The sequence below is a fragment of the Pseudomonas sp. ADPe genome (assembly GCF_014843515.1).
GTDB lineage: Bacteria > Pseudomonadota > Gammaproteobacteria > Pseudomonadales > Pseudomonadaceae > Pseudomonas > Pseudomonas citronellolis.
The window spans coordinates 1,642,461-1,660,728 of record NZ_CP062122.1 but is presented as its reverse complement, the minus strand read 5'-3'; the positions used below and the strand labels follow the sequence as shown (position 1 = coordinate 1,660,728).

General features: G+C 66.1%; 16 protein-coding genes, 1 tRNA gene and 2 pseudogenes. 11 read left to right on the top strand and 8 right to left on the bottom strand.

Annotation, left to right across the window (positions count from 1 at the left end):
* Positions 1-40: 40 nt before the first annotated feature.
* The 4 genes from IG194_RS07565 to IG194_RS07550 form a co-directional block, all read right to left on the bottom strand.
* Complete coding sequence (locus IG194_RS07565) at positions 41-271, bottom strand: hypothetical protein (RefSeq protein ID WP_009616149.1); 231 nt, start codon at positions 269-271, stop codon at positions 41-43.
* Between the two features lie 46 nt (positions 272-317).
* Positions 318-4,646 (bottom strand): YadA-like family protein, encoded by a 4,329-nt coding sequence (locus IG194_RS07560; RefSeq protein WP_058487340.1) that lies wholly within the window; start codon positions 4,644-4,646, stop codon positions 318-320.
* Between the two features lie 55 nt (positions 4,647-4,701).
* Positions 4,702-5,547 carry a hypothetical protein gene (locus tag IG194_RS07555; protein WP_009616151.1) on the bottom strand — a complete coding sequence of 282 codons (846 nt, stop codon included), beginning with the start codon at positions 5,545-5,547 and terminating at the stop codon, positions 4,702-4,704.
* 92 nt (positions 5,548-5,639) lie between these two features.
* Positions 5,640-7,346 carry a LuxR C-terminal-related transcriptional regulator gene (locus IG194_RS07550; RefSeq protein WP_058487339.1) on the bottom strand — a complete coding sequence of 569 codons (1,707 nt, stop codon included), beginning with the start codon at positions 7,344-7,346 and terminating at the stop codon, positions 5,640-5,642.
* Positions 7,347-7,409: 63 nt separating this feature from the next.
* Here IG194_RS07550 and IG194_RS07545 point away from each other — a divergent pair, with 63 nt between their 5' ends.
* Both IG194_RS07545 and IG194_RS07540 read left to right on the top strand, forming a co-directional pair.
* A complete protein-coding gene (locus tag IG194_RS07545) occupies positions 7,410-8,267 on the top strand; it encodes a hypothetical protein (protein WP_225617184.1) in 858 nt (285 codons plus the stop codon).
* Positions 8,267-8,503, top strand: a complete 237-nt coding sequence (locus IG194_RS07540; RefSeq protein ID WP_058487338.1) for a hypothetical protein — start codon at positions 8,267-8,269, stop codon at positions 8,501-8,503. Before IG194_RS07545 ends, IG194_RS07540 begins: the two co-directional genes overlap by 1 nt.
* Positions 8,504-8,553: 50 nt before the next feature.
* On the opposite strand, the gene IG194_RS07535 is transcribed toward IG194_RS07540, so the two are convergent.
* Positions 8,554-8,781, bottom strand: coding sequence for a hypothetical protein (locus tag IG194_RS07535; RefSeq protein WP_058487337.1), 228 nt, complete (start codon positions 8,779-8,781; stop codon positions 8,554-8,556).
* Positions 8,782-8,980: 199 nt separating this feature from the next.
* Between IG194_RS07535 and IG194_RS07530 the strand changes: the two are divergent.
* The 3 genes and pseudogenes from IG194_RS07530 (at position 8,981) to IG194_RS32705 (ending at position 10,105) form a co-directional block, all read left to right on the top strand.
* Positions 8,981-9,474 (top strand): annotated as a pseudogene (locus IG194_RS07530) (lysozyme).
* A complete protein-coding gene (locus tag IG194_RS07525) occupies positions 9,471-9,845 on the top strand; it encodes a hypothetical protein (protein WP_058487336.1) in 375 nt (124 codons plus the stop codon). Before IG194_RS07530 ends, IG194_RS07525 begins: the two are co-directional and overlap by 4 nt.
* A pseudogene (locus tag IG194_RS32705) lies at positions 9,842-10,105 on the top strand (hypothetical protein). Before IG194_RS07525 ends, IG194_RS32705 begins: the two are co-directional and overlap by 4 nt.
* A gap of 30 nt (positions 10,106-10,135) precedes the next feature.
* Here the strand turns inward: IG194_RS32705 and IG194_RS07520 are convergent.
* The 3 genes from IG194_RS07520 to IG194_RS07510 all read right to left on the bottom strand — a co-directional run bounded on the left by IG194_RS07520 (position 10,136) and on the right by IG194_RS07510 (position 12,012).
* Positions 10,136-10,456, bottom strand: coding sequence for a hypothetical protein (locus tag IG194_RS07520; protein WP_160329387.1), 321 nt, complete (start codon positions 10,454-10,456; stop codon positions 10,136-10,138).
* A 489-nt stretch (positions 10,457-10,945) separates the two neighbouring features.
* Entirely contained in the window at positions 10,946-11,791 is an 846-nt protein-coding gene (locus IG194_RS07515) for a hypothetical protein (RefSeq protein WP_058487335.1), read from the bottom strand.
* 135 nt (positions 11,792-11,926) lie between these two features.
* Positions 11,927-12,012 (bottom strand) — tRNA-Leu (locus IG194_RS07510).
* 103 nt (positions 12,013-12,115) lie between these two features.
* Here IG194_RS07510 and queA point away from each other — a divergent pair.
* From queA to IG194_RS07480, 6 genes are all read left to right on the top strand, one after another.
* Positions 12,116-13,159, top strand: coding sequence for a tRNA preQ1(34) S-adenosylmethionine ribosyltransferase-isomerase QueA (queA, locus tag IG194_RS07505; protein WP_009616153.1), 1,044 nt, complete (start codon positions 12,116-12,118; stop codon positions 13,157-13,159).
* A gap of 12 nt (positions 13,160-13,171) precedes the next feature.
* Positions 13,172-14,290, top strand: a complete 1,119-nt coding sequence (tgt, locus tag IG194_RS07500) for a tRNA guanosine(34) transglycosylase Tgt (RefSeq protein ID WP_024128478.1) — start codon at positions 13,172-13,174, stop codon at positions 14,288-14,290.
* Positions 14,291-14,329: 39 nt separating this feature from the next.
* On the top strand, positions 14,330-14,671 hold the full coding sequence (yajC, locus tag IG194_RS07495; protein ID WP_009616155.1) for a preprotein translocase subunit YajC: 342 nt from the start codon (positions 14,330-14,332) through the stop codon (positions 14,669-14,671).
* A gap of 66 nt (positions 14,672-14,737) precedes the next feature.
* On the top strand, positions 14,738-16,600 hold the full coding sequence (gene secD / locus IG194_RS07490; protein ID WP_009616156.1) for a protein translocase subunit SecD: 1,863 nt from the start codon (positions 14,738-14,740) through the stop codon (positions 16,598-16,600).
* A 13-nt stretch (positions 16,601-16,613) separates the two neighbouring features.
* On the top strand, positions 16,614-17,531 hold the full coding sequence (gene secF / locus IG194_RS07485) for a protein translocase subunit SecF (protein ID WP_009616157.1): 918 nt from the start codon (positions 16,614-16,616) through the stop codon (positions 17,529-17,531).
* A gap of 182 nt (positions 17,532-17,713) precedes the next feature.
* Positions 17,714-18,250, top strand: a complete 537-nt coding sequence (locus IG194_RS07480) for a glycine zipper 2TM domain-containing protein (RefSeq protein WP_009616158.1) — start codon at positions 17,714-17,716, stop codon at positions 18,248-18,250.
* Positions 18,251-18,268: the final 18 nt, after the last annotated feature.

Sequence of the window (18,268 nt, the reverse complement as noted above, 5' to 3'; positions counted from 1 at the left end):
GAAAGGCGCCGCTGTTGCGAGCGGCGAATGTATGGCCTGTTCAGCGGCTGCTGGAAATGGCCAGCTTGCCGGTGGCTATGAGTGCGGCGATTTCCTCCATGTGCAGGGATGTCTCCTTCAACGCCTCCACCACACCTTCGATCAGGTGTTGCGAGAGTGGGTTGGCGACAGGCAGCCCCTTCAGGTAGTCGGCGAGAAGCTCGGCCGCCATGTCGTTGTTGTAGGCGGTCGTCATCAGAGAGCTGTGGATATTCTTCGGATCGAGAAACATGGCTTCCACCTGCGGGGGCGCGCGGACGCGCCCCCGTCACACTGAGTCAATCCCACTGGTAGCCAACGCCTACCGAGACGCCGACGTCGCCATCGCTGTCCGCGCTTCCCTGGAGCTTGGTGACCCACTTGCCGTCCTTGGTGATGTGCGACACGCCGACCGCCAGCGCCTGCTCGCCACGGAAGTTGCCCAGGCCGGCGGAGGTCATGCTCGCCCCCGGCGCATGGGGCTGGGGCAGGCTGGCCATGGCCATGGCCCCGGCGATGCCGGCACTGAGTTCGTCGTCCAGTTCGTTCATGTCCTTGCGCAGGGCGTGGTAGCTGGCGTCGGTGTAGGCCTTGGCGCCGCTGATGCCGCTGTTCAACTGACCGAGGTTGACGGCGTCGGTGGCCTGGGTGCCGGCGGCCACATTGGTGATCTGCCGGGCGTTGGTCGCGCTGCCGACGGATACCGTGTTCGCCCTGTCGGCCACCGAGTTGGCGCCCAGGGCCACCGAGTTGGAGGCCTTGGCGTGGGCGCTTTCGCCCAGCGCGGTGCTGTGCTCGGCGCTCGCCTGGGCCCTGGTGCCGATCGCCGCGCTGTTCCTGCCGCTGGCCTGGGCGCCGGCGCCGCCGGCGATCGCATCCTGGCCGACAGCCTGCGGCTTGCTCAGCGCAGAGCTGTTGTTGCTCTGGAACATGCCGTCGGTGCCGTTCTGCAGGTTGGTCACATGGTTATGGACATCGCTGACCCGCTGGTCCACCTGCGCCACGCTGTCGTTCAGGGCGCCGGCCGAGGTGTTGACGGCGTCCGTGAGCTGGTCGACGTTGACCGCGTCGGTGCCGGCGGTGCCGCGGGCGACATTGGTGATCTGCCGCTCGTTGCCCTGGCTGCCCACGGAAACGCTGTTGTCGCGATCGGCCAGGGAGTCCGCGCCCAGGGCCACGGCGTTGCTGGCGGTGGCATTGGCGCCGCTGCCGATGGCGGTACTGCGCTCGCCGCTGGCTTGTGCGGCGCTGCCCACTGCCGTGGCGTCCGCCGCGCTGGCGGAGGCGCCGGCGCCGGCGGCCATGCTGCGCTCGCCGCTCGCCTGGGCGGCGTCGCCCAGAGCCATGGACGAGGTGCCGGTGGCCGAGGCGGCCGGTCCGACTGCGATGGAGTCCGCGCCGGCCGCAGAGGCATCGGCCTTTTCCGAATTGGCGCGGAAGTAGCGTGACACGCCGGTCTGGTTGATCCCGTCCTCCAGGGCGCTGACGCGGGTGTCGGTGCGGTACAGCTGCGAGCCGACCACCACGTCGCTGGAGTCCGCGGCGATCCGGCCTTCCTCGACATTGGTGATGCGCGAGCGGCTGGTTGCGCCGGCGCTGCCATGCATGGCGCTGAAGGCGCCCAGGGAGTCGTCCCAGAGCAGGGCGTCACCGCGCAGTTCGCTCACTTCGTCGCGGGTGGCGTTGAGTTGGGAGACGTTCACGGCGTCGGTGTCGTCGCTACCCGCGGCGACGTTGGTGATCCGCCGCTTGAGATCCTGGTTGCCCACCGAAACGCTGTCGTCGGCATCGGTTACCGAGCCATGGCCCAGGGCCACGCTGCGGGCGTGTTCGGCGCGGCTGGCGGTGCCCAGCGCCATGGAGTGCTCGCCGCTGGCCACGGACCAGCCGCCGATGGCGTTGGCGGCCTGGCCTGTCGCCGCCGAGGCGATGCCCAGGGCGGTGCTGCCGTCGGTGGAGGCCAGGGCTTCCTTGCCGAGGGCCGTGCTGCCCACGCCCAGAGCGCGGGACCAGGCGCCGGCCGCCGTGCTGGCGAGGGCCGCCGCCTCGGCTTCGGCGCCCAGGGCGGTGGCGCTTTGCGCCGTGGCTTCGGCGCTGTTGCCCAAGGCCACGCTGTGCCCGCCGGTGGCCTGGCTCCAGGCGCCGACGGCGGTGCTTTGCTGACCGCTGGCCTGCGCGCTGGTACCCAGTGCGGAGCTCTTTTCACCGCTGGCCTGCGCCTGCACACCCAGGGCGCTGGCGCCGGCGCCGCTGGCGCTGGACCAGCCGCCGACGGAGGTGGCGCTGCTGCCCGTCGCCTGGGCCTGCAGGCCTATCGCCGTGCTGCCATGGGTGCTGGCCCGGGCCTCCTTGCCGAGCGCGGTGGCGCCAACGCCATGGGCCATCGCCCAGTTGCCGACGGCGGTGGCGGAGTTCGCGCTCGCTTCGGCATCGACACCCACTGCCAGCGCGTCGCTGGCGGTGGCTTCGGCACTGCTGCCCAGCGCGGTGCTGCGCTCACCGGTGGCCTGGCTCCAGCCGCCCAGCGCGGTGGCGCGATCGCCGAGGGCATCCGCCCTGACGCCAACGGCCGTCGCGTGCTGGCCGGATGCGTGGGCCTGGTTGCCGGCTGCCAGCGCGTTCTCGCCGCTGGCCAGCGCCGCCGTGCCCATGGCGATGGCGTTGCTGCCGCTGGATTCGGACTGCGGGCCTATGGCAATGGCGTTCTCGCCGCTGGCGTTGGCGTCCGGGAGCTCGGAGTTGGCGCGGAAGTAGCGTGTACCGCGCTGGTAAACGTCGCCCAGCCAGTCCGCTACGTCGCCAATGGCGTCGGCCGCTTCTTCGCCCAGGTGCTGGAGTTGCGAGAGGTTGACCGCGTCGGTGGCCTGGGTGCCCTCGGCCACGTTGGCGATGCGGCGCTGCAGGTCGGCGTTGCCGACCGAGACCTCGTTGTCCGCTCCTGTGGCGGAGTTCAGGCCCAGTGCGACGCTGCCCTGATGCGACGCCACGGCTTCCTTGCCGAGAGCCACGCTGCCGATACCGCTGGCCTTGGACCAGGTGCCCACGGCAGTGCTGGCCAAGGCGGCGGCTTCGGCTTCGGCGCCGAGCGCGGTGCTGTCCTGTGCGGTGGCTTCGGCGCTACCGCCCACGGCGGTGCTGCGCAGTTGCGTGGCTTGGCTCCAGGCCCCGAGGGCGAGGGCGCGTTCGCCCGCCGCGTCGGCGGAGACACCCACCGCAGTGGCGTTCGCGCCGCTGGCGGAGCTTTGCGTGCCGAGCGCGGTCGAGCCGCCGGCGGTGGCGCTGGCCAGCTTGCCCAGCGCAGTGGCGTTTTCGCCGCTGGCTGCGGTTCTTGCGCCAACTGCGGTCGCCCCGTCGCCGGTGGCCTGGGCCGCGATGCCCAGGGCGCTGGCATCGCCCTGGGAGGCCAGGGCTTCCTTGCCGATGGCCACGCTGCCGACGCCGCTGGCCTTGGACCAGGTGCCCACGGCAGTGCTGGCCAAGGCGGCGGCTTCGGCTTCGGCGCCGAGCGCGGTGCTGTCCTGTGCGGTGGCTTCGGCGCTACCGCCCACGGCGGTGCTGCGCAGTTGCGTGGCCTGGCTCCAGGCCCCGAGGGCGAGGGCGTGTTCGCCCGCCGCGTCGGCGGAGACACCCACCGCAGTGGCGTTCGCGCCGCTGGCTTGGGCGGCGCTGCCCATGGCGATGCTGTCGCTGCCCGAAGCCACGGCCTCGGGGCCGATGGCTACGCTGTCCTGGCCGTTGGCCTGGGCCATCGCCTTGTCGGAGTTCGCCTGGAAATACTTCGTCCCGCTTTCATAGACGTCGCTGAGCCAGTCGGAAACCGACTGCAGCGCTGCTTCGCCTTGCTGGCGCAGCGTCTCCAGCTGGGAAAGGTTGATGGCGTCGTTGGCCTGGGTGCCGTCGGCTACATGGGTCAACTGGCGGTCGAGGTTGGCGTTGCCGATGGAGACGCTATCGTTCCTGTCGGTCGCCGAGCCGGCACCCAGGGCTACCGAGTTGGCATGGTTGGCGCCAGCCCAGGCCCCCAGGGCCAGGCCATTGGCGCCGGCCGCCTGCGAATCCAGGCCCAGCGCGGTGCTGTGCTCGCCCTGGGCGCTGGCTCCCTTGCCGATCGCCGTGCTGGCCAGGCCCGATGCCGAGGAGTACGCGCCCAGGGCGGTGCTGCTGGCCTGGCTGGTGGCGGCGTTGCGGCCGATGGCCAGGCTGCTGTCGCCCTTGGCCTCGGTATTTCGTCCAAGCGCCACGCTGTTGTCGCCATAGGCGGCCGCCCACGGGCCGACGGCGGTGGCGTGGCTTGCCGATGCCGTGGCGTAGTCGCCCAGGGCCGTGCTGTTTACACCTGACGCACTGGCGCCGGTGCCTTCCTGCACGCTGGTGAGCATGGCGCCCAGGCGCACCTCGGCGCGCGGCTGGACCACCTGGCTGGCGCTGGCCTTGTCGTCGCCCTCGATCTCGGCTTCGGTGACCGCCCCGGCAGGAATGCCGAACAGCGCCAGGCAGGCGGAGGAAAGCAGGCCCACTGCGCCGGCCAGGCCGCGGTTGCGGTGCTTGCCGTGGTTTCTGGCGAATTCGCTGGCGACTACCCAGGCGCGGCGCGCCGCACTCCAGACCAGTCGGAATGACTTGTTCATGAGAAACTCCTTGCGGGGAGCTCCCCGCAAATGGTGAGAGGCCCCTGATCCGGGATCAGCGGGCGTTCGAGGTGGGGAGAGGGGGAAGGGCGCGTGCCGCCTGGGCAATCAGCGGGCGCTCCGGACAGGCCACCGGCGGTAGCCCCAGCTCCACCTGGTAGAGCCATCGGGCAGCGGCAGCGTCGTTACGCATGCCTTGCAGGTAGCCGCCGGCGAAGAGGGTGGCTTCGGCGATCAGGGCCCGGCGTTGCGGCAGCGTCAGCGGCATCCGGTCGATCGCCGCGAAAACACTGGCGGAGTCGGCCTTGCCGCGATACAGCTCGACCAGCGCGTGCTGCGCCGCGTCGTCGGGCCGCACTGCGGCGAGCAGGCGCTTGAACGCCGTGTCGCGGGCGCGCCTGGAGGAGGCGTTGTCGCGCGTGACCAGCCATAGCCGCCAGAGCTGCGCATAGGCCTTCTCATCGGCGTTCGCGCCCTTCGAGGCGATTTGCGCGAAGGCGCGGTCGGCGTCGCGGTAGCGCCCCAGGGCGGCCAGGTTGGCGGCAGAAGGCAGGGCGACCAGGTCGCTCCAGACGGAGCGGCCCAGCCGGTCGTAGTGGCGCCGTGCCTGCTGCGGCCTGCCCAGGGCGTCGTCGACCAGGGCCAGTTCCATTTCGAGCCGTCCGCTGCTGGTGCCCTTGGCCAGGAGTTTGTCGAGGAGGCGGTCGGCGCCCTGGAAATCGCCGGCGAGATAGGCCGCATGGGCGGTGCCCAGAAGCTGCTGGCTTTCGCTGGCGTTGACCATTGCGGCGAACAGCCAGCAGGCCAGGGCGATGAGCAGCCAGGTGGCTTGCGAGGGGCGGCCACGCCGGCCGCGGCCTCTGGCGTTCGTTCGAAGGCTATGAGCGCTGAATCCGAACATGATGTCTGCTCCCAAGAAAACGATGGGGGCAGGCTATGGCCGAAGGCTTCGTGTGGCTGTCGTGATGCGCCGGGATCGTTGTAGCGATTGCGCTACGTCGACGGCGAGGGCGGCGGACCGAAAGGCGGTTCAGGGCCGGAGAGCAACTGCAGTTCGATGACGCAGGGCAGCCGCAAGGGCAAGCCGGAAAACGTCAGCGAGGCCCGTATCAGGGGGGCCAGGCGCCTGGCCAGGCCGAGATGGGCGTCGAACCTGTCGAAGGGGAGGCCGGCATCCGGCGTGTTCACGTCGATCCGCCAGACGGATTCGCCGTGGCCGCGGTATTCCTGCCGTGCTTCCACATGCAGGTTCGCCGAGGACTCCGCGCTGACGAAGGCCAGGGCCGTCGCCAACAGTTCGCCGTACAGTTCGGCGTCCATCCAGGCACATGTCGCCGTTTGCGGCAGCGAGAGCGTCACGCTGGCGGCGTAGCGCCTGGCGAAGGTCTCGAGCGCCTGGTTGGTGAGCGCGCTCAGGTCGCAGGTCTCCGGTAGCGGAACCCTGTTGCCCTGGTCCAGTTCGGCCAGTTCCAGCAGCAGCTCGGTATGTCGCTTGAGCATGCCGACGGGGTTTCGCAGCGAAGCCGCCTCCGGGGTGCTTTTCGCCAGGTCGGCCAGTTGCTCTTCCAGGATCGATAGCTGCTCTTCGAAGCGCTTGCATTCGGCGATGAAAAAATGGGTGCGCAGCTGCCGCAGGGAGAGCATTCGCTGCTGCGCTTGCGTCAGTTGTGCCACTTCGCTGTCGAAGTCGCTGACATCCACGATCGCGCACAGCATGCCGAGCACCTGGCCGCTTTCGTCCCGGTGGGGCACGCCCCAGACCCGCACGGTGCGGGGGCCCTGGGGGAAGTGGGCCACGAAATCCGACACGAAGGATCTGGCGTCGGCCACGGCCTTGAGATAGCCACGACGCACCTGCTCGGTGAGTTGTTCCCCTACGATGCCGTTGGGGGCGATCTCCATGCCCAGACACGCCTGCCGGGAAAGACCATGCAGGTCGGCGAAGCCCTGGTTGCACAGCAGCAGGGCCCCGTCCCGCGCGCGCAGTGCCGTCGGGAAAGGCAGCATTTCGATGAATTCCTGCAGGCGCGAGCCTTGCCCGCTGGCGAAATGCATTTTCCCCAGGCCCGCGGCGGGGGCGACGCCATGCCGCCAGGCGAACGCCAGCAGGTCCGCGTTCGAGTGCAGGTCCAGCTTCTGGAACAGGCGCGTCTTGTAGGTGCTGACGGCGCTGGGGCTCAGCTTCATCGTGGCGGCGATGGACTTGATCGGGTTGCCCTGCGCCAGTTGCTTCATCACGGTCAGCTCGCGGGGTGACAGGGTGGCCAGCAGCCGGCTCTCCTGGCGGTCGCCCGGGCGCCGCGACACATCCTCGAAGGCATGGCGCGGAAAGAAGGTCCGGCCACTGAGCAGCGTCCGAACCGCGAGAAGCAACTGCTCGGGCGGCTCGGACCTGGACAGGTACCCGGCTGCCCCGTATTGGCGGGCGAGATCGATGAAATGGGGCTGGTAGTCGTTTCCCAGGACCAGCACGGGGAGGTTGCGTCTGCTTTGCCGCAGCCACTGCAGGACTTCGGTGCCGTTGGTATCCGGAAGCATGAAGTCGAGCACCAGCAGGTCCGGCGCAGTGCTCCGCAGCGCGGCTATCGCGGCGGCCCCGTTGAACACACAGGTGGGAACCTCATGCGCCTGGTCTTTCAGGGCGGAGCTGGCACCGGCGCTGAACAGGGGTTCAATGCATGCAAGCAGTATGTTCGCCATGCGGACACCTCGGGTTGCCGAGCAGAGTAGTAAAAAAACCGGCGATTGGCGAAGAGGCGGGGCATGGGCTGGAGCCGCCGCCCCGTTCGCGGGGCGCGACGCGGCATGGCGGAGCCCGAAGGGGCTTGCAGAGGGAAGGGCGGGGAAGGGCAGGCAACAAAAAACCGGCTCGATGGCCGGTTCTTCTGGTGTTCCGAGATTCGCTGGGAATCTGGATGGTGCCCCGGGAACGCCTGCAACATCGTCGACGACCAACTGCAATTCACCGGCTTCACCGCCAGTTGGGACACGATGTCGATGGGGCCGCCGGACTGGACGCTGCCGGCCGAGGCCTTCAGCTACACGGAAATGACGGCCATGGAGGTGATCCACCGCCTGGCCGAGGTGGCCGGCGGCATCGTGCGCCCGGCCCTGGCCGGTGACGCCTTCACCATCCTGCCGCGCTACCGCGAGGCGACCTGGTACTGGGGGAGCGCCATTCCCGACTGCATCGTGCCGGCGGAGATCGTCGCCGAGTGGGGTAGCGGGTGGAGCCCGCAGCCGGAGTGGAATTTCGTCTACGTCAACGGGACCAACTACGGGGGGAACGTGCAGGTGCGTCGGGCTGGCACGGCTGGCGACGAGCCGGCGGCGGACGTCATGGAGGACTGGATGATCGACACCGACGTGGCGCGCGCTCGCGGCATCTGCGAACTGTCGAAGGGCGGCAGCCAGGCCATCGAGACGCGGCGAATCCCGCTATTCGCAGGCGGCGGCAACACCCCCGGGCTAGTTCAGCCGGGCATGATCGTCGAGTTCCGCGACTCGGATGCCACCTGGCGCGGCCTGTGCCTCGGCGTCGACATCACCGCTGACGGCGCTGGGGCCAGCAGGGTGTGGCAGATGCTGCGGATCGAGCGACACTACGGGAGCAGCAGCTGATGGCCACGGTGAATCCCTGGAAGAAATTCATCGACCTGCTGCCGGGCGGCTCCCGCACGGTGGACGAGGTGGTCAGTGTCGACACCGCCGCCGGTACCAGCGTGGTGGAGTTGCGCACCGGAGCCCGTGTGCTCGCCCGGGGCACCTCGGTGGCCGCGGGCCAGAACGCCTTCCTGGTCGACGGCCAGGTCACTGGTCCAGCCCCTGATTTGCCGCAGTACGACTTGGAGGTGTGAGACGCAGAAGTGCCGCCCGCCGGATAATGCGTTGGCGGGCGGCGGCATGCTTATTTTTTACCGCACTCCAAATCCATCCAGCCTTTCGCAAACTTCAAGATATAGCGTGCGCCAGCCCGAGCAAGCGGGTTCGGCAGAACATCTATGATTGCGGTGAGGAAGCCAATAATCAAATCGCGATTAGCGCAGACAACTGGTGCTAACTGCGGGCGAATCCCTCCGGCTGGTGCGTTGAAGTAATCTGCAATTTCCTTGTCCATCATTTCTTCGTCTGTCATGACGTGCTCCTTCAACTCGATTTTTTGGGAACTGCCTGCTGAGTTATAGAGCTTTTTCGTCTTCTGATTTTTTATTTTCGATATCAATTTGAGATTGTTGAGTTTGAATTTATTGCTACTGGTTCTTGTTAGAAGTACGAGACAAACATCGCTAAAACAGTCCGCCTTGAGCGGGCTTTTTCATGTCCGGAGGAAAACCATGTCCCGAATCAGTGCCGGTAATGCCGGCGGCAAGAACGTCTGTGCCTTCCTCGACATGCTGGCCTGGAGCGAAGGCACCCGGACCAGCCGCTACACCAAGGACGGCGGCTACGACGTGGTGGTGGGCAGCGTCGACTCGCCGAATACCTTCAACAACTACGCCGGCCACCCGAACTCCTGGTGACCGTGAACGACCTGGGCCTGAAGTCTACGGCCGTCGGCCGCTACCAACTGCTATTCCGCTGATGGAAGCCGTACCGCGACCTGCTGCAGCTCAAGGATTTCAGTCCGGAGAGTCAGTACCGTGTAGCTATCCAGCAGATCCGCGAGCGCGGGGCGCTGGGTAACATCCAGGCTGGGCGCGTGCGCGAGGCTATCGCGAAGTGCTCGAACATTTGGGCCAGCCTGCCGGGCGCAGGGTACGGCTAGCGCGAGCACTGCATCGAGGACCTAGTGCAGCAATACCGTGCAGCGGGCGGGGTGGTGGCATGACCGGCCTACTCGCGAAGCCTGCAGCCCTAGTGCTGGCCTCGCTGCTGCTGGTCGCCGGCGGTGCCGGCCTGGGCGTGTGGCTGGCCGCCGGACACTACCGGCCGCAGATCGACCGGGCCAGCCAGTACCTGGTTGCCTGCTGCGCCGCCCGGGGTAACCTCGAGGCACTGGCCCAGGAGCAGGGCGCCAAGCTCGGCGACCTGACCAACCAAGCTCAGCAGCGGCAGGCGAAGGCCGCTCAGGCGGTGGCAGATGCCCAGCAGCAGGCCGGCCAGCACTTCGCCGCCGCGCAGCGCCTGCAGCAGGAGCACATCGCCGGCGATCCGGCGCAGGTGGCCGTCGAGCTCATCGACAAGGAGCTGTGGCTATGAAGTGCGTGATGGTGTTGGGGGCGGTGTTTGCGCTGGCGGGATGCGCTGGCCGGCAGGATGCCGAGCCGCGCACGATGCGCGTGGAGGTGCCTGTGGCTGTTCCGTGCCGGGCGCCTGCGGTGTAGGAGCCGGCCTGGGCCACGGCAAGCTTGCAGAAGGGGGACAGCCTGCAGGTGAAGGTGAGGGCGTTGCTGGCAGAGCGGCAGCAGCACCTTGGCTACGAGGCGCAGCTCCGGGCTGCGGTGCAAGCCTGCCAGTAGCATGCCGTCGATGTTTCTTTGCAGCGTGAGTTATGGCTCGAAGCCATGGCTGATGGCTGCGTCCACAGCATCTGATGCTTGGCGCAAGTTAGTCTGCGTATCACGCAAATCTTGCCCGCTGCAGTTGAGGCCTTTCTCCTGGATCTCGGCGGCAACCCGGTAGGCCTCATCTTGCAATTGGGCGCAATTGCCAGAGCGAGACAATGGCCTTGTTTTAGCCATCTCGTACTTACAGGCTGAGGTTAGTATCGAGAGCGAGGATGTCCTGAGTCCGCCACAGTTAGCAGGCGCGGCGCTTACTGCGAAGGTCGCCACATAGGCGGTGCAGGCGATAGCAATTGGAAGCTTCATCTTTTTCTCTGTCCATGAGTGAGAAGTTGCGCATGGCGAGCGGCGCGTGATCCTCTATCGTAGCTAAAACGCCGACCCCATTCATTAGGATTTCGCCATGCTTATCATCCGCAAAGAGGACGGCTTTTCCATCCTGCAGTTGGATCGCGTGATCAACAAGGCCGGCGCGCACGGAGTTTGGGAATACCACTCCTCGGCGTGCTCATCGATGTTCCCGGGCCACCAGGTTGGCCGGCATGTACGTTGGTGCCGGCAGAGCCGAAGGGTGGCCAGCAGGTCGAGGCGTTCATCATGCTCCGACCAAGCTCGCCGCAATAGGAATGGAAGCCCATAGGCAAGGGTGTGGCGGTTTACCGATCCTAGCCGTTCTGCACTTCGCGCCCCAGGGGGTGATCAGCTCTGCGCCCTGGTTCCGGGTATTGCCGACGTCCGTGCTGACCCGATAAGCATCGAAGTCGGTCTGGCTGACTCAGCCGTCCGCGAGCCCGGTCAATTGGAGTGTAGGGCCTTCCAGATTGCGGCTATCGATTCCCAGTACTTAACGACAGCATAGAGGACCCCTGCGCCAAGAAGAAAGGAAGTCACAAGCCAATGGCTTTTGATCTGTTCGACGAGGTAGGCCGGCGAGATGCCGTAGATGTCCATCCAACTGGCTGTGGTCTTGAGCGTTTTGTCGTGGGTGCGCTCGAAGATGTTTGAGAAAATGTCTAGTTTCCGTAGTGTGGACTGATGGAGTTTTAGATACTCCCCATCGACGAAAGCGTCGGCTTCTTGCTTCCCAGTCAGCGCGTCGTTGTCGGTCATCCGGTTGATTTCAACGATGCTGAAAATACGGCCTTTCCGGCCAGACTCAGATGTGTGCGGAGCGTATTGGCGCCCGTAGAGGGTCACGAGCTCGCGCGCGAGATCGACTTTGCGATTGTCCTGCAGCTCAAAGGGGGTTCCGCCGAGAACTCTATAGCGATGCTCCAGGGCATAGAACCCATAGTTTTCATCCCGCATGTTCCAGTGGATGAAGTAGCAGTTGCTATGAGAGCGAAGGAACTCGAAATATCCGTCTAGCATCATTCGCTCAAGGCGCGGAAAGTTTTCGGGGATGGAGTCTAGGCATTTCTCAAGTTCGGCCGCCTTGTGGATTGACCATGACTTGGTCTGAGCGGTCTTGAGATTTCTGATGGCGATGGAGGTAACGCGGGTGGATCCGCCGGTGGAGTTCTCGTAAAAGGACTCACACGAATAATGAACGATGTATACGTTCATCGAGTCACTGTACAGCTCTTCTATAAGCTGGCGACTCTTCTTTCGCTCACGAACGCGAGTAACCTCGGAACCCATCAACGCCTCCTGCTTGGGCGCGGCCGAGAGCCATCCTCGGCGCAATGCATTCTGTTGAGTGCTAGTCTTATTACGCCAAAATTACGCCACAAGAAACAAAAAAGCCTACAAGATCAATATCTTGCAGGCTCTATTTGGTGCCCCGGGAGAGACTCGAACTCTCACTCTGTCGCCAGAAACGGATTTTGAATCCGCCGCGTCTACCATTCCGCCACCGAGGCAATGGCGCGGCAGTATAGGGAGGCCCTCGGTACCGGTCAATCCACCCGCGTGGCGATGCCATCGCAATTCCAGTAATATGTCCGGCCCTTCGAGATATACCCCATGCGCGTCGCCGACTTCCATTTCGATCTGCCCGAGGCCCTGATCGCCCGCCATCCGCTCGCCGAACGTCGCGCCAGCCGCCTGCTGGTGCTGGACGGGCCGAGCGGCGCCCTCAGCCACCGTCACTTCGCCGACCTGCTGGAATACCTGCGGCCGGGCGACCTGATGGTGTTCAACAACACCCGGGTGATCCCGGCGCGGCTGTTCGGCCAGAAGGAGTCCGGCGGCAAGCTGGAGATCCTCGTCGAGCGCGTGCTGGACAGCCGCCGCGTGCTGGCTCACGTGCGTTCGAGCAAGTCGCCCAAGCCGGGTTCGAAGATCCTCATCGACGGTGGCGCCGAGGCGCAGATGCTGCAGCGCCACGACGCGCTGTTCGAACTGGGCTTCGCCGAAGACGTGCTGCCGCTGCTGGAGCGCGTCGGGCACATGCCGCTGCCGCCCTATATAGACAGGCCCGACGAAGCCGCCGACCGCGAGCGCTACCAGACCGTCTACGCCGAGCGCGCCGGCGCCGTGGCCGCGCCCACCGCCGGGCTGCACTTCGATGAAGGGCTGCTGGCGGCCATCCGCGAGAAGGGCGTGGACACCGCCTTCGTCACCCTGCACGTCGGCGCCGGCACCTTCCAGCCGGTGCGCGTGGAGAAGATCGAAGACCACCACATGCACAGCGAGTGGCTGGAGGTCGGCCAGGACGTGGTCGACGCCGTGGCCGCCTGCCGCGCCCGTGGCGGCCGGGTGATCGCCGTCGGCACCACCAGCGTGCGTTCGCTGGAGAGCGCGGCCCGCGACGGCCAGCTCAAGCCCTTCAGCGGCGACACCGACATCTTTCTCTACCCGGGCCGGCCCTTCCATGTGGTCGATGCCCTGGTGACCAACTTCCACCTGCCCGAGTCGACCTTGCTGATGCTGGTCTCGGCCTTCGCCGGCTACCCGCAGACCATGGCCGCCTACGCCGCGGCGGTGGAGCACGAATACCGTTTCTTCAGCTACGGCGATGCCATGTTCATCACCCGCAACCCCGCGCCGCGCGGGCCCGAGGACTGATCCATGAGTTTCATGAAGTTCGAACTGCTGGCCACCGACGGCAAGGCCCGGCGCGGCCGCCTGAGCTTCCCCCGCGGAGTGGTCGAGACCCCGGCGTTCATGCCGGTGGGCACCTATGGCACGGTCAAGGGCATGTTGCCGCGCGACATCGAGGGCATAGGCGCGCAGATCATCCTCGGCAACACCTTCCACCTGTGGCTGCGCCCGGGCACCGAGGTGATCCGCAAGCACGGCGACCTGCACGACTTCATGCAGTGGCAGGGGCCGATCCTCACTGATTCCGGCGGCTTCCAGGTGTTCAGCCTGGGTGCGCTGCGCAAGATCAAGGAAGAGGGCGTGTACTTCGCCTCGCCGGTGGACGGCGCCAAGGTCTTCATGGGCCCCGAGGAGTCCATGGCGGTGCAGCGCGCGCTGGGTTCGGACATCGTGATGATCTTCGACGAGTGCACCCCGTACCCGGCCGAGTTCGACGTGGCCAAGCGTTCCATGGAGCTGTCGCTGCGCTGGGCCAAGCGCTCGAAGATCGCCCATGGCGACAGCCCCTCGGCGCTGTTCGGCATCGTCCAGGGCGGCATGCACGAGGAACTGCGCATGCGCTCGCTGGAGGGCCTGCAGGAGATCGGCTTCGACGGCCTGGCCATCGGCGGCCTGTCGGTGGGCGAGCCCAAGGAAGAGATGATCCGCGTGCTGGACTTCCTGCCGCCGCGCATGCCGGCCGACAAACCCCGTTACCTGATGGGGGTGGGCAAACCCGAAGACCTCGTGGAAGGTGTGCGCCGCGGCGTTGACATGTTCGACTGCGTGATGCCCACGCGCAACGCGCGCAACGGCCATCTGTTCGTCGATACCGGGGTGATCAAGATCCGCAACGCCGTGCACAAGCACGACGAGTCGCCGCTGGATGCGACCTGCGATTGCTACACCTGCAAGCACTTCTCCCGCGCCTACCTCTATCACCTGGACAAGTGCGGGGAAATGCTCGGCAGCATGCTCAATACCATCCATAACTTGCGGCATTATCAGCGGCTTATGGCTGGTTTGCGCGAGGCAATCCAACAGGGTACATTGGCCGCCTTTGTCGACGCCTTCTATGCCAAACGCGGCCTTCCGACGCCGCCGTTGGGCGATTGATCCCGATTTTCCAAAAGAATATAGAGACAGGAGTATCCGATGAGCTTTCTGATTCCCGCCGCCTACGCCGACGCCGCTGCTCCCGCGGCCGCCGCAGGCCCGATGGGCACTGGTTTTGAGTGGGTCTTCCTGGTCGGCTTCCTGGTCATCTTCTACCTGATGATCTGGCGTCCGCAGGCCAAGCGTAACAAGGAGCACAAGAACCTCCTGTCCAGCCTGCAGAAGGGTGACGAAGTCGTCACTTCCGCGGGTATCGCCGGCAAGGTACTGAAAGTCGCCGAGGACTTCGTGGTCGTCGAGGTCGCCGACAACGTCGAGCTGAAGTTCCAGAAGGGCGCCATCGCCGCGACCCTGCCGAAAGGCACGCTCAAGGCCATCTGAGTTCCAGGCAAAGAAAACCAATAGACGGGGCGCATGAAGCGCCCCGCGTCATAACGGGCGGTATCAATGCTCAACAAATATCCCCTGTGGAAATACCTGCTGATCCTGGCGGTGCTTGCCGTCGGCTTCATCTATTCCGCACCCAACCTCTACCCGGACGATCCGGCCGTGCAGGTCAGCGGCGCCAGCAGCGCGCTGCAGATCACCCAGGCCGACATCGACAAGGCCAGCAAGGCGCTGACCGACGCGGGCATCGCCGTCAAGGCGGGCAGCCTCGGCAAGAACAGCGGCCTGATCCGCCTGGTCAAGCAGGAAGACCAGCTTCCCGCCAAGGACATCGTGCGTCGCGCCCTGGGCGACGACTACGTGGTCGCCCTGAACCTGGCGCAGACCACCCCGAACTGGCTGCGCAGCATCGCCGCCCACCCGATGAAGCTGGGCCTCGACCTTTCCGGCGGCGTGCACTTCCTCCTCGAAGTGGACATGGACAAGGCCGTCGACGCCCGCCTGAACGTCTACGAGAGCGAGATCAAGAGCGCCCTGCGCAAGGAGCGCCTGCGCTACCGCAGCCTGCCGGTGCAGGACCGCGCCATCCAGCTGGGCTTCACCGACGACGAATCGCTGGACAAGGCCAAGGCGCTGATCGCCAAGGACTATCGCGACTTCGAGGTGACCCAGGATTCGCGCAACGGCATGCAGGTGCTGCGCCTGGCCATGACCGCGGCCAAGCTCGCCGAGATCCGCGAATACTCGATCAAGCAGAACCTCACCACCGTGCGCAACCGCGTCAACGAGCTGGGCGTGTCCGAGCCGCTGGTGCAGCGCCAGGGCGCCAACCGCATCGTGGTCGAGCTGCCGGGCGTGCAGGACACCGCCGAAGCCAAGCGCATCCTCGGCAAGACCGCCAACCTGGAGTTCCGCCTGGCCGCCGAGCCCGACGCCATCAAGTCGGCCACCGAGACCTTCGAATTCCGCGAGCCGCGCCGTCCGCCGGTGGCCCTGGAGCGCAGCGTGATCATCACCGGCGACCAGGTCACCGACGCCAGCGCCAGCTTCGACGAGAACGGCCGCCCGCAGGTGAACATCCGCCTCGACGGCCACGGCGGCGAGCTGATGAACCGCGCCACCCGCAACAACGTCGGCCGCAGCATGGCGGTGGTGTTCATCGAGCAGAAGCCGATCACCCGCTATGCCAAACAGGTGGTCGACGGCGTCGAGCAGGAAGTCGCCGTCCCGGCCTTCAAGGAAGAGAAGAAGATCATCAGCCTGGCGACCATCCAGTCGGCCCTGGGCAACCAGTTCCGCATCACCGGCCTCGACGGCCCGGGCGAGTCCTCGGAACTGGCCCTGCTGCTGCGCGCCGGCGGCCTGGCCGCGCCGATGTACTTCGCCGAGGAACGCACCATCGGCCCGAGCCTGGGTGCGGACAACATCGCCAAGGGTATCGACGCCTCGCTGTGGGGCATGGTGTTCGTGTCGCTGTTCATCATCGTCATCTACCGCTTCTTCGGCGTGATCGCCACCGTCGCCCTGGCCTTCAACATGGTCCTGCTGGTGGCGCTGATGTCGATCCTCGGCGCGACCCTGACGCTGCCGGGCATCGCCGGTATCGTGCTGACCATGGGCATGGCGGTGGACGCCAACGTGCTGATCTTCTCGCGGATACGCGAGGAGCTGGCCGGCGGCATGTCGGTGCAGCGCGCCATCCACGAAGGCTTCAACCGCGCCTTCACCGCCATCGTCGACGCCAACCTGACCTCGCTGCTGGTCGGCGGCATCCTCTACGCCATGGGCACCGGCCCGGTGAAGGGCTTCGCCGTGACCATGTCGCTGGGCATTCTCACCTCGATGTTCACGGCCATCATGGTCACCCGCGCAATGGTCAACCTGATCTTCGGCGGGCGTGACTTCAAGAAGCTGTGGATCTAAGGGGGATCATGAGATGAATATCAAGATCGGTACCATCAACTTCATGGGCGTGCGCAACATCGCGTTCGCCGCCACCCTGGTCCTCACCCTGATCGCCCTCGGCAGCTGGATCACCAAGGGCATCAACTTCGGCCTGGACTTCACCGGTGGCACCCTCATCGAGCTGAACTACCAGCAGCCGGCCGACCTGGGCAAGGTCCGCGACGAGCTGGTCAAGGCCGGCTACGCCGAGGCCGTGGTGCAGAGCTTCGGCGACACCAGGGACGTGCTGGTGCGCATGCCCAGCGAAGACCCGGAGCTGGGCAAGAAGGTCGCCGCGGCGCTGCAGCAGGCCGATACCCAGAACCCGGCGAGCCTCAAGCGCGTGGAATACGTCGGCCCGCAGGTCGGCGAGGAACTGCGCGACCAGGGCGGCCTGGGCATGCTCCTGGCCCTGGGCGGCATCCTCATCTACGTCGGCTTCCGCTTCCAGTGGAAGTTCGCCGTGGGCGCCATTCTCTCGCTGATCCACGACGCCATCATCGTGATGGGCGTGCTGTCGTTCTTCCAGATCACCTTCGACCTCACCGTGCTCGCCGCGGTGCTGGCGGTGGTGGGCTACTCGCTGAACGACACCATCGTGATCTTCGACCGGGTGCGCGAGAACTTCCGCGTGCTGCGCAAGGCGAGCCTGATCGAGAACATCAACATCTCGACCAGCCAGACCCTGCTGCGGACCCTGGCCACCTCGATCTCCACCCTGCTGGCCATCGCCGCGCTGCTGTTCTTCGCCGGCGACAACCTGTTCGGCTTCTCCATCGCGCTGTTCGTCGGCGTGCTGGCCGGCACCTACTCGTCGATCTACATCGCCGACGTGGTGCTGATCTGGCTGAAGCTCTCGGCCGAGGACCTGATCCCGCCGCAGGCCAAGGAAGTCGACGACCGCCCCTGAGGCTGTCCCGCCGCTCCTCGAAACTCCCGCTCCGGCGGGAGTTTTTCTTTGTGCGCGATCCGGCCGTGTGTCGGCATGCAATGGCGCATCGCGAAGGAATGTCGGAACTTTCCTAAGGATTCCCTGCTCCAAGGCAAGGACAAGGGCAAGTGCCCATATGAAAGGAAAGCCAGGAGGTCTATGTGAACAAGTCGTTGCTCATCGGTACCGTGTTGGGCGCAGTCGGCGTTACGGCAGGTGGAGCGGTGGCCACGTACAGCCTGGTGGACCGCGGCCCCGAGTATGCCGAGGTGGTCGCCGTCCAGCCGGTCAAGGAGACCATCAAGACACCGCGCCAGGTCTGCAAGGACGTGGCGGTCACCCACCAGCGCCCGGTCAAGGACCAGCACCAGATCGTCGGCACCGCCATCGGCGCCATCGCCGGCGGCCTGCTGGGCAACCAGATCGGCGGCGGCAATGGCAAGAAGATCGCCACCGTGGCCGGTGCGGTCGGCGGCGGCTACGCCGGCAACAAGGTGCAGGAAGGCATGCAGGAGCGTGACACCTACACCACCACCGAAACCCGCTGCAGCACCGTGAACGACACCAGCGAGAAAGTGGTGGGCTACGACGTCAAGTACATGCTCGACGGCAAGGCCGGCCAGGTGCGCATGGACCGCGACCCGGGCAGCCAGATCCCGGTGGACAAGAGCGGCCGGCTGATCCTTAGCCAGCAGTAAGCATCGAAGCACGAGAAG

Coding starts and splice junctions, on each gene's coding strand:
- IG194_RS07565 (WP_009616149.1), bottom strand. CDS start 271: ATGTTTCTCGATCCGAAGAATATCCACAGCTCTCTGATGACGACCGCC.
- IG194_RS07560 (WP_058487340.1), bottom strand. CDS start 4,646: ATGAACAAGTCATTCCGACTGGTCTGGAGTGCGGCGCGCCGCGCCTGG.
- IG194_RS07555 (WP_009616151.1), bottom strand. CDS start 5,547: ATGTTCGGATTCAGCGCTCATAGCCTTCGAACGAACGCCAGAGGCCGC.
- IG194_RS07550 (WP_058487339.1), bottom strand. CDS start 7,346: ATGGCGAACATACTGCTTGCATGCATTGAACCCCTGTTCAGCGCCGGT.
- IG194_RS07545 (WP_225617184.1), top strand. CDS start 7,410: ATGGGCTGGAGCCGCCGCCCCGTTCGCGGGGCGCGACGCGGCATGGCG.
- IG194_RS07540 (WP_058487338.1), top strand. CDS start 8,267: ATGGCCACGGTGAATCCCTGGAAGAAATTCATCGACCTGCTGCCGGGC.
- IG194_RS07535 (WP_058487337.1), bottom strand. CDS start 8,781: ATGACAGACGAAGAAATGATGGACAAGGAAATTGCAGATTACTTCAAC.
- IG194_RS07525 (WP_058487336.1), top strand. CDS start 9,471: ATGACCGGCCTACTCGCGAAGCCTGCAGCCCTAGTGCTGGCCTCGCTG.
- IG194_RS07520 (WP_160329387.1), bottom strand. CDS start 10,456: ATGAAGCTTCCAATTGCTATCGCCTGCACCGCCTATGTGGCGACCTTC.
- IG194_RS07515 (WP_058487335.1), bottom strand. CDS start 11,791: ATGGGTTCCGAGGTTACTCGCGTTCGTGAGCGAAAGAAGAGTCGCCAG.
- queA (WP_009616153.1), top strand. CDS start 12,116: ATGCGCGTCGCCGACTTCCATTTCGATCTGCCCGAGGCCCTGATCGCC.
- tgt (WP_024128478.1), top strand. CDS start 13,172: ATGAAGTTCGAACTGCTGGCCACCGACGGCAAGGCCCGGCGCGGCCGC.
- yajC (WP_009616155.1), top strand. CDS start 14,330: ATGAGCTTTCTGATTCCCGCCGCCTACGCCGACGCCGCTGCTCCCGCG.
- secD (WP_009616156.1), top strand. CDS start 14,738: ATGCTCAACAAATATCCCCTGTGGAAATACCTGCTGATCCTGGCGGTG.
- secF (WP_009616157.1), top strand. CDS start 16,614: ATGAATATCAAGATCGGTACCATCAACTTCATGGGCGTGCGCAACATC.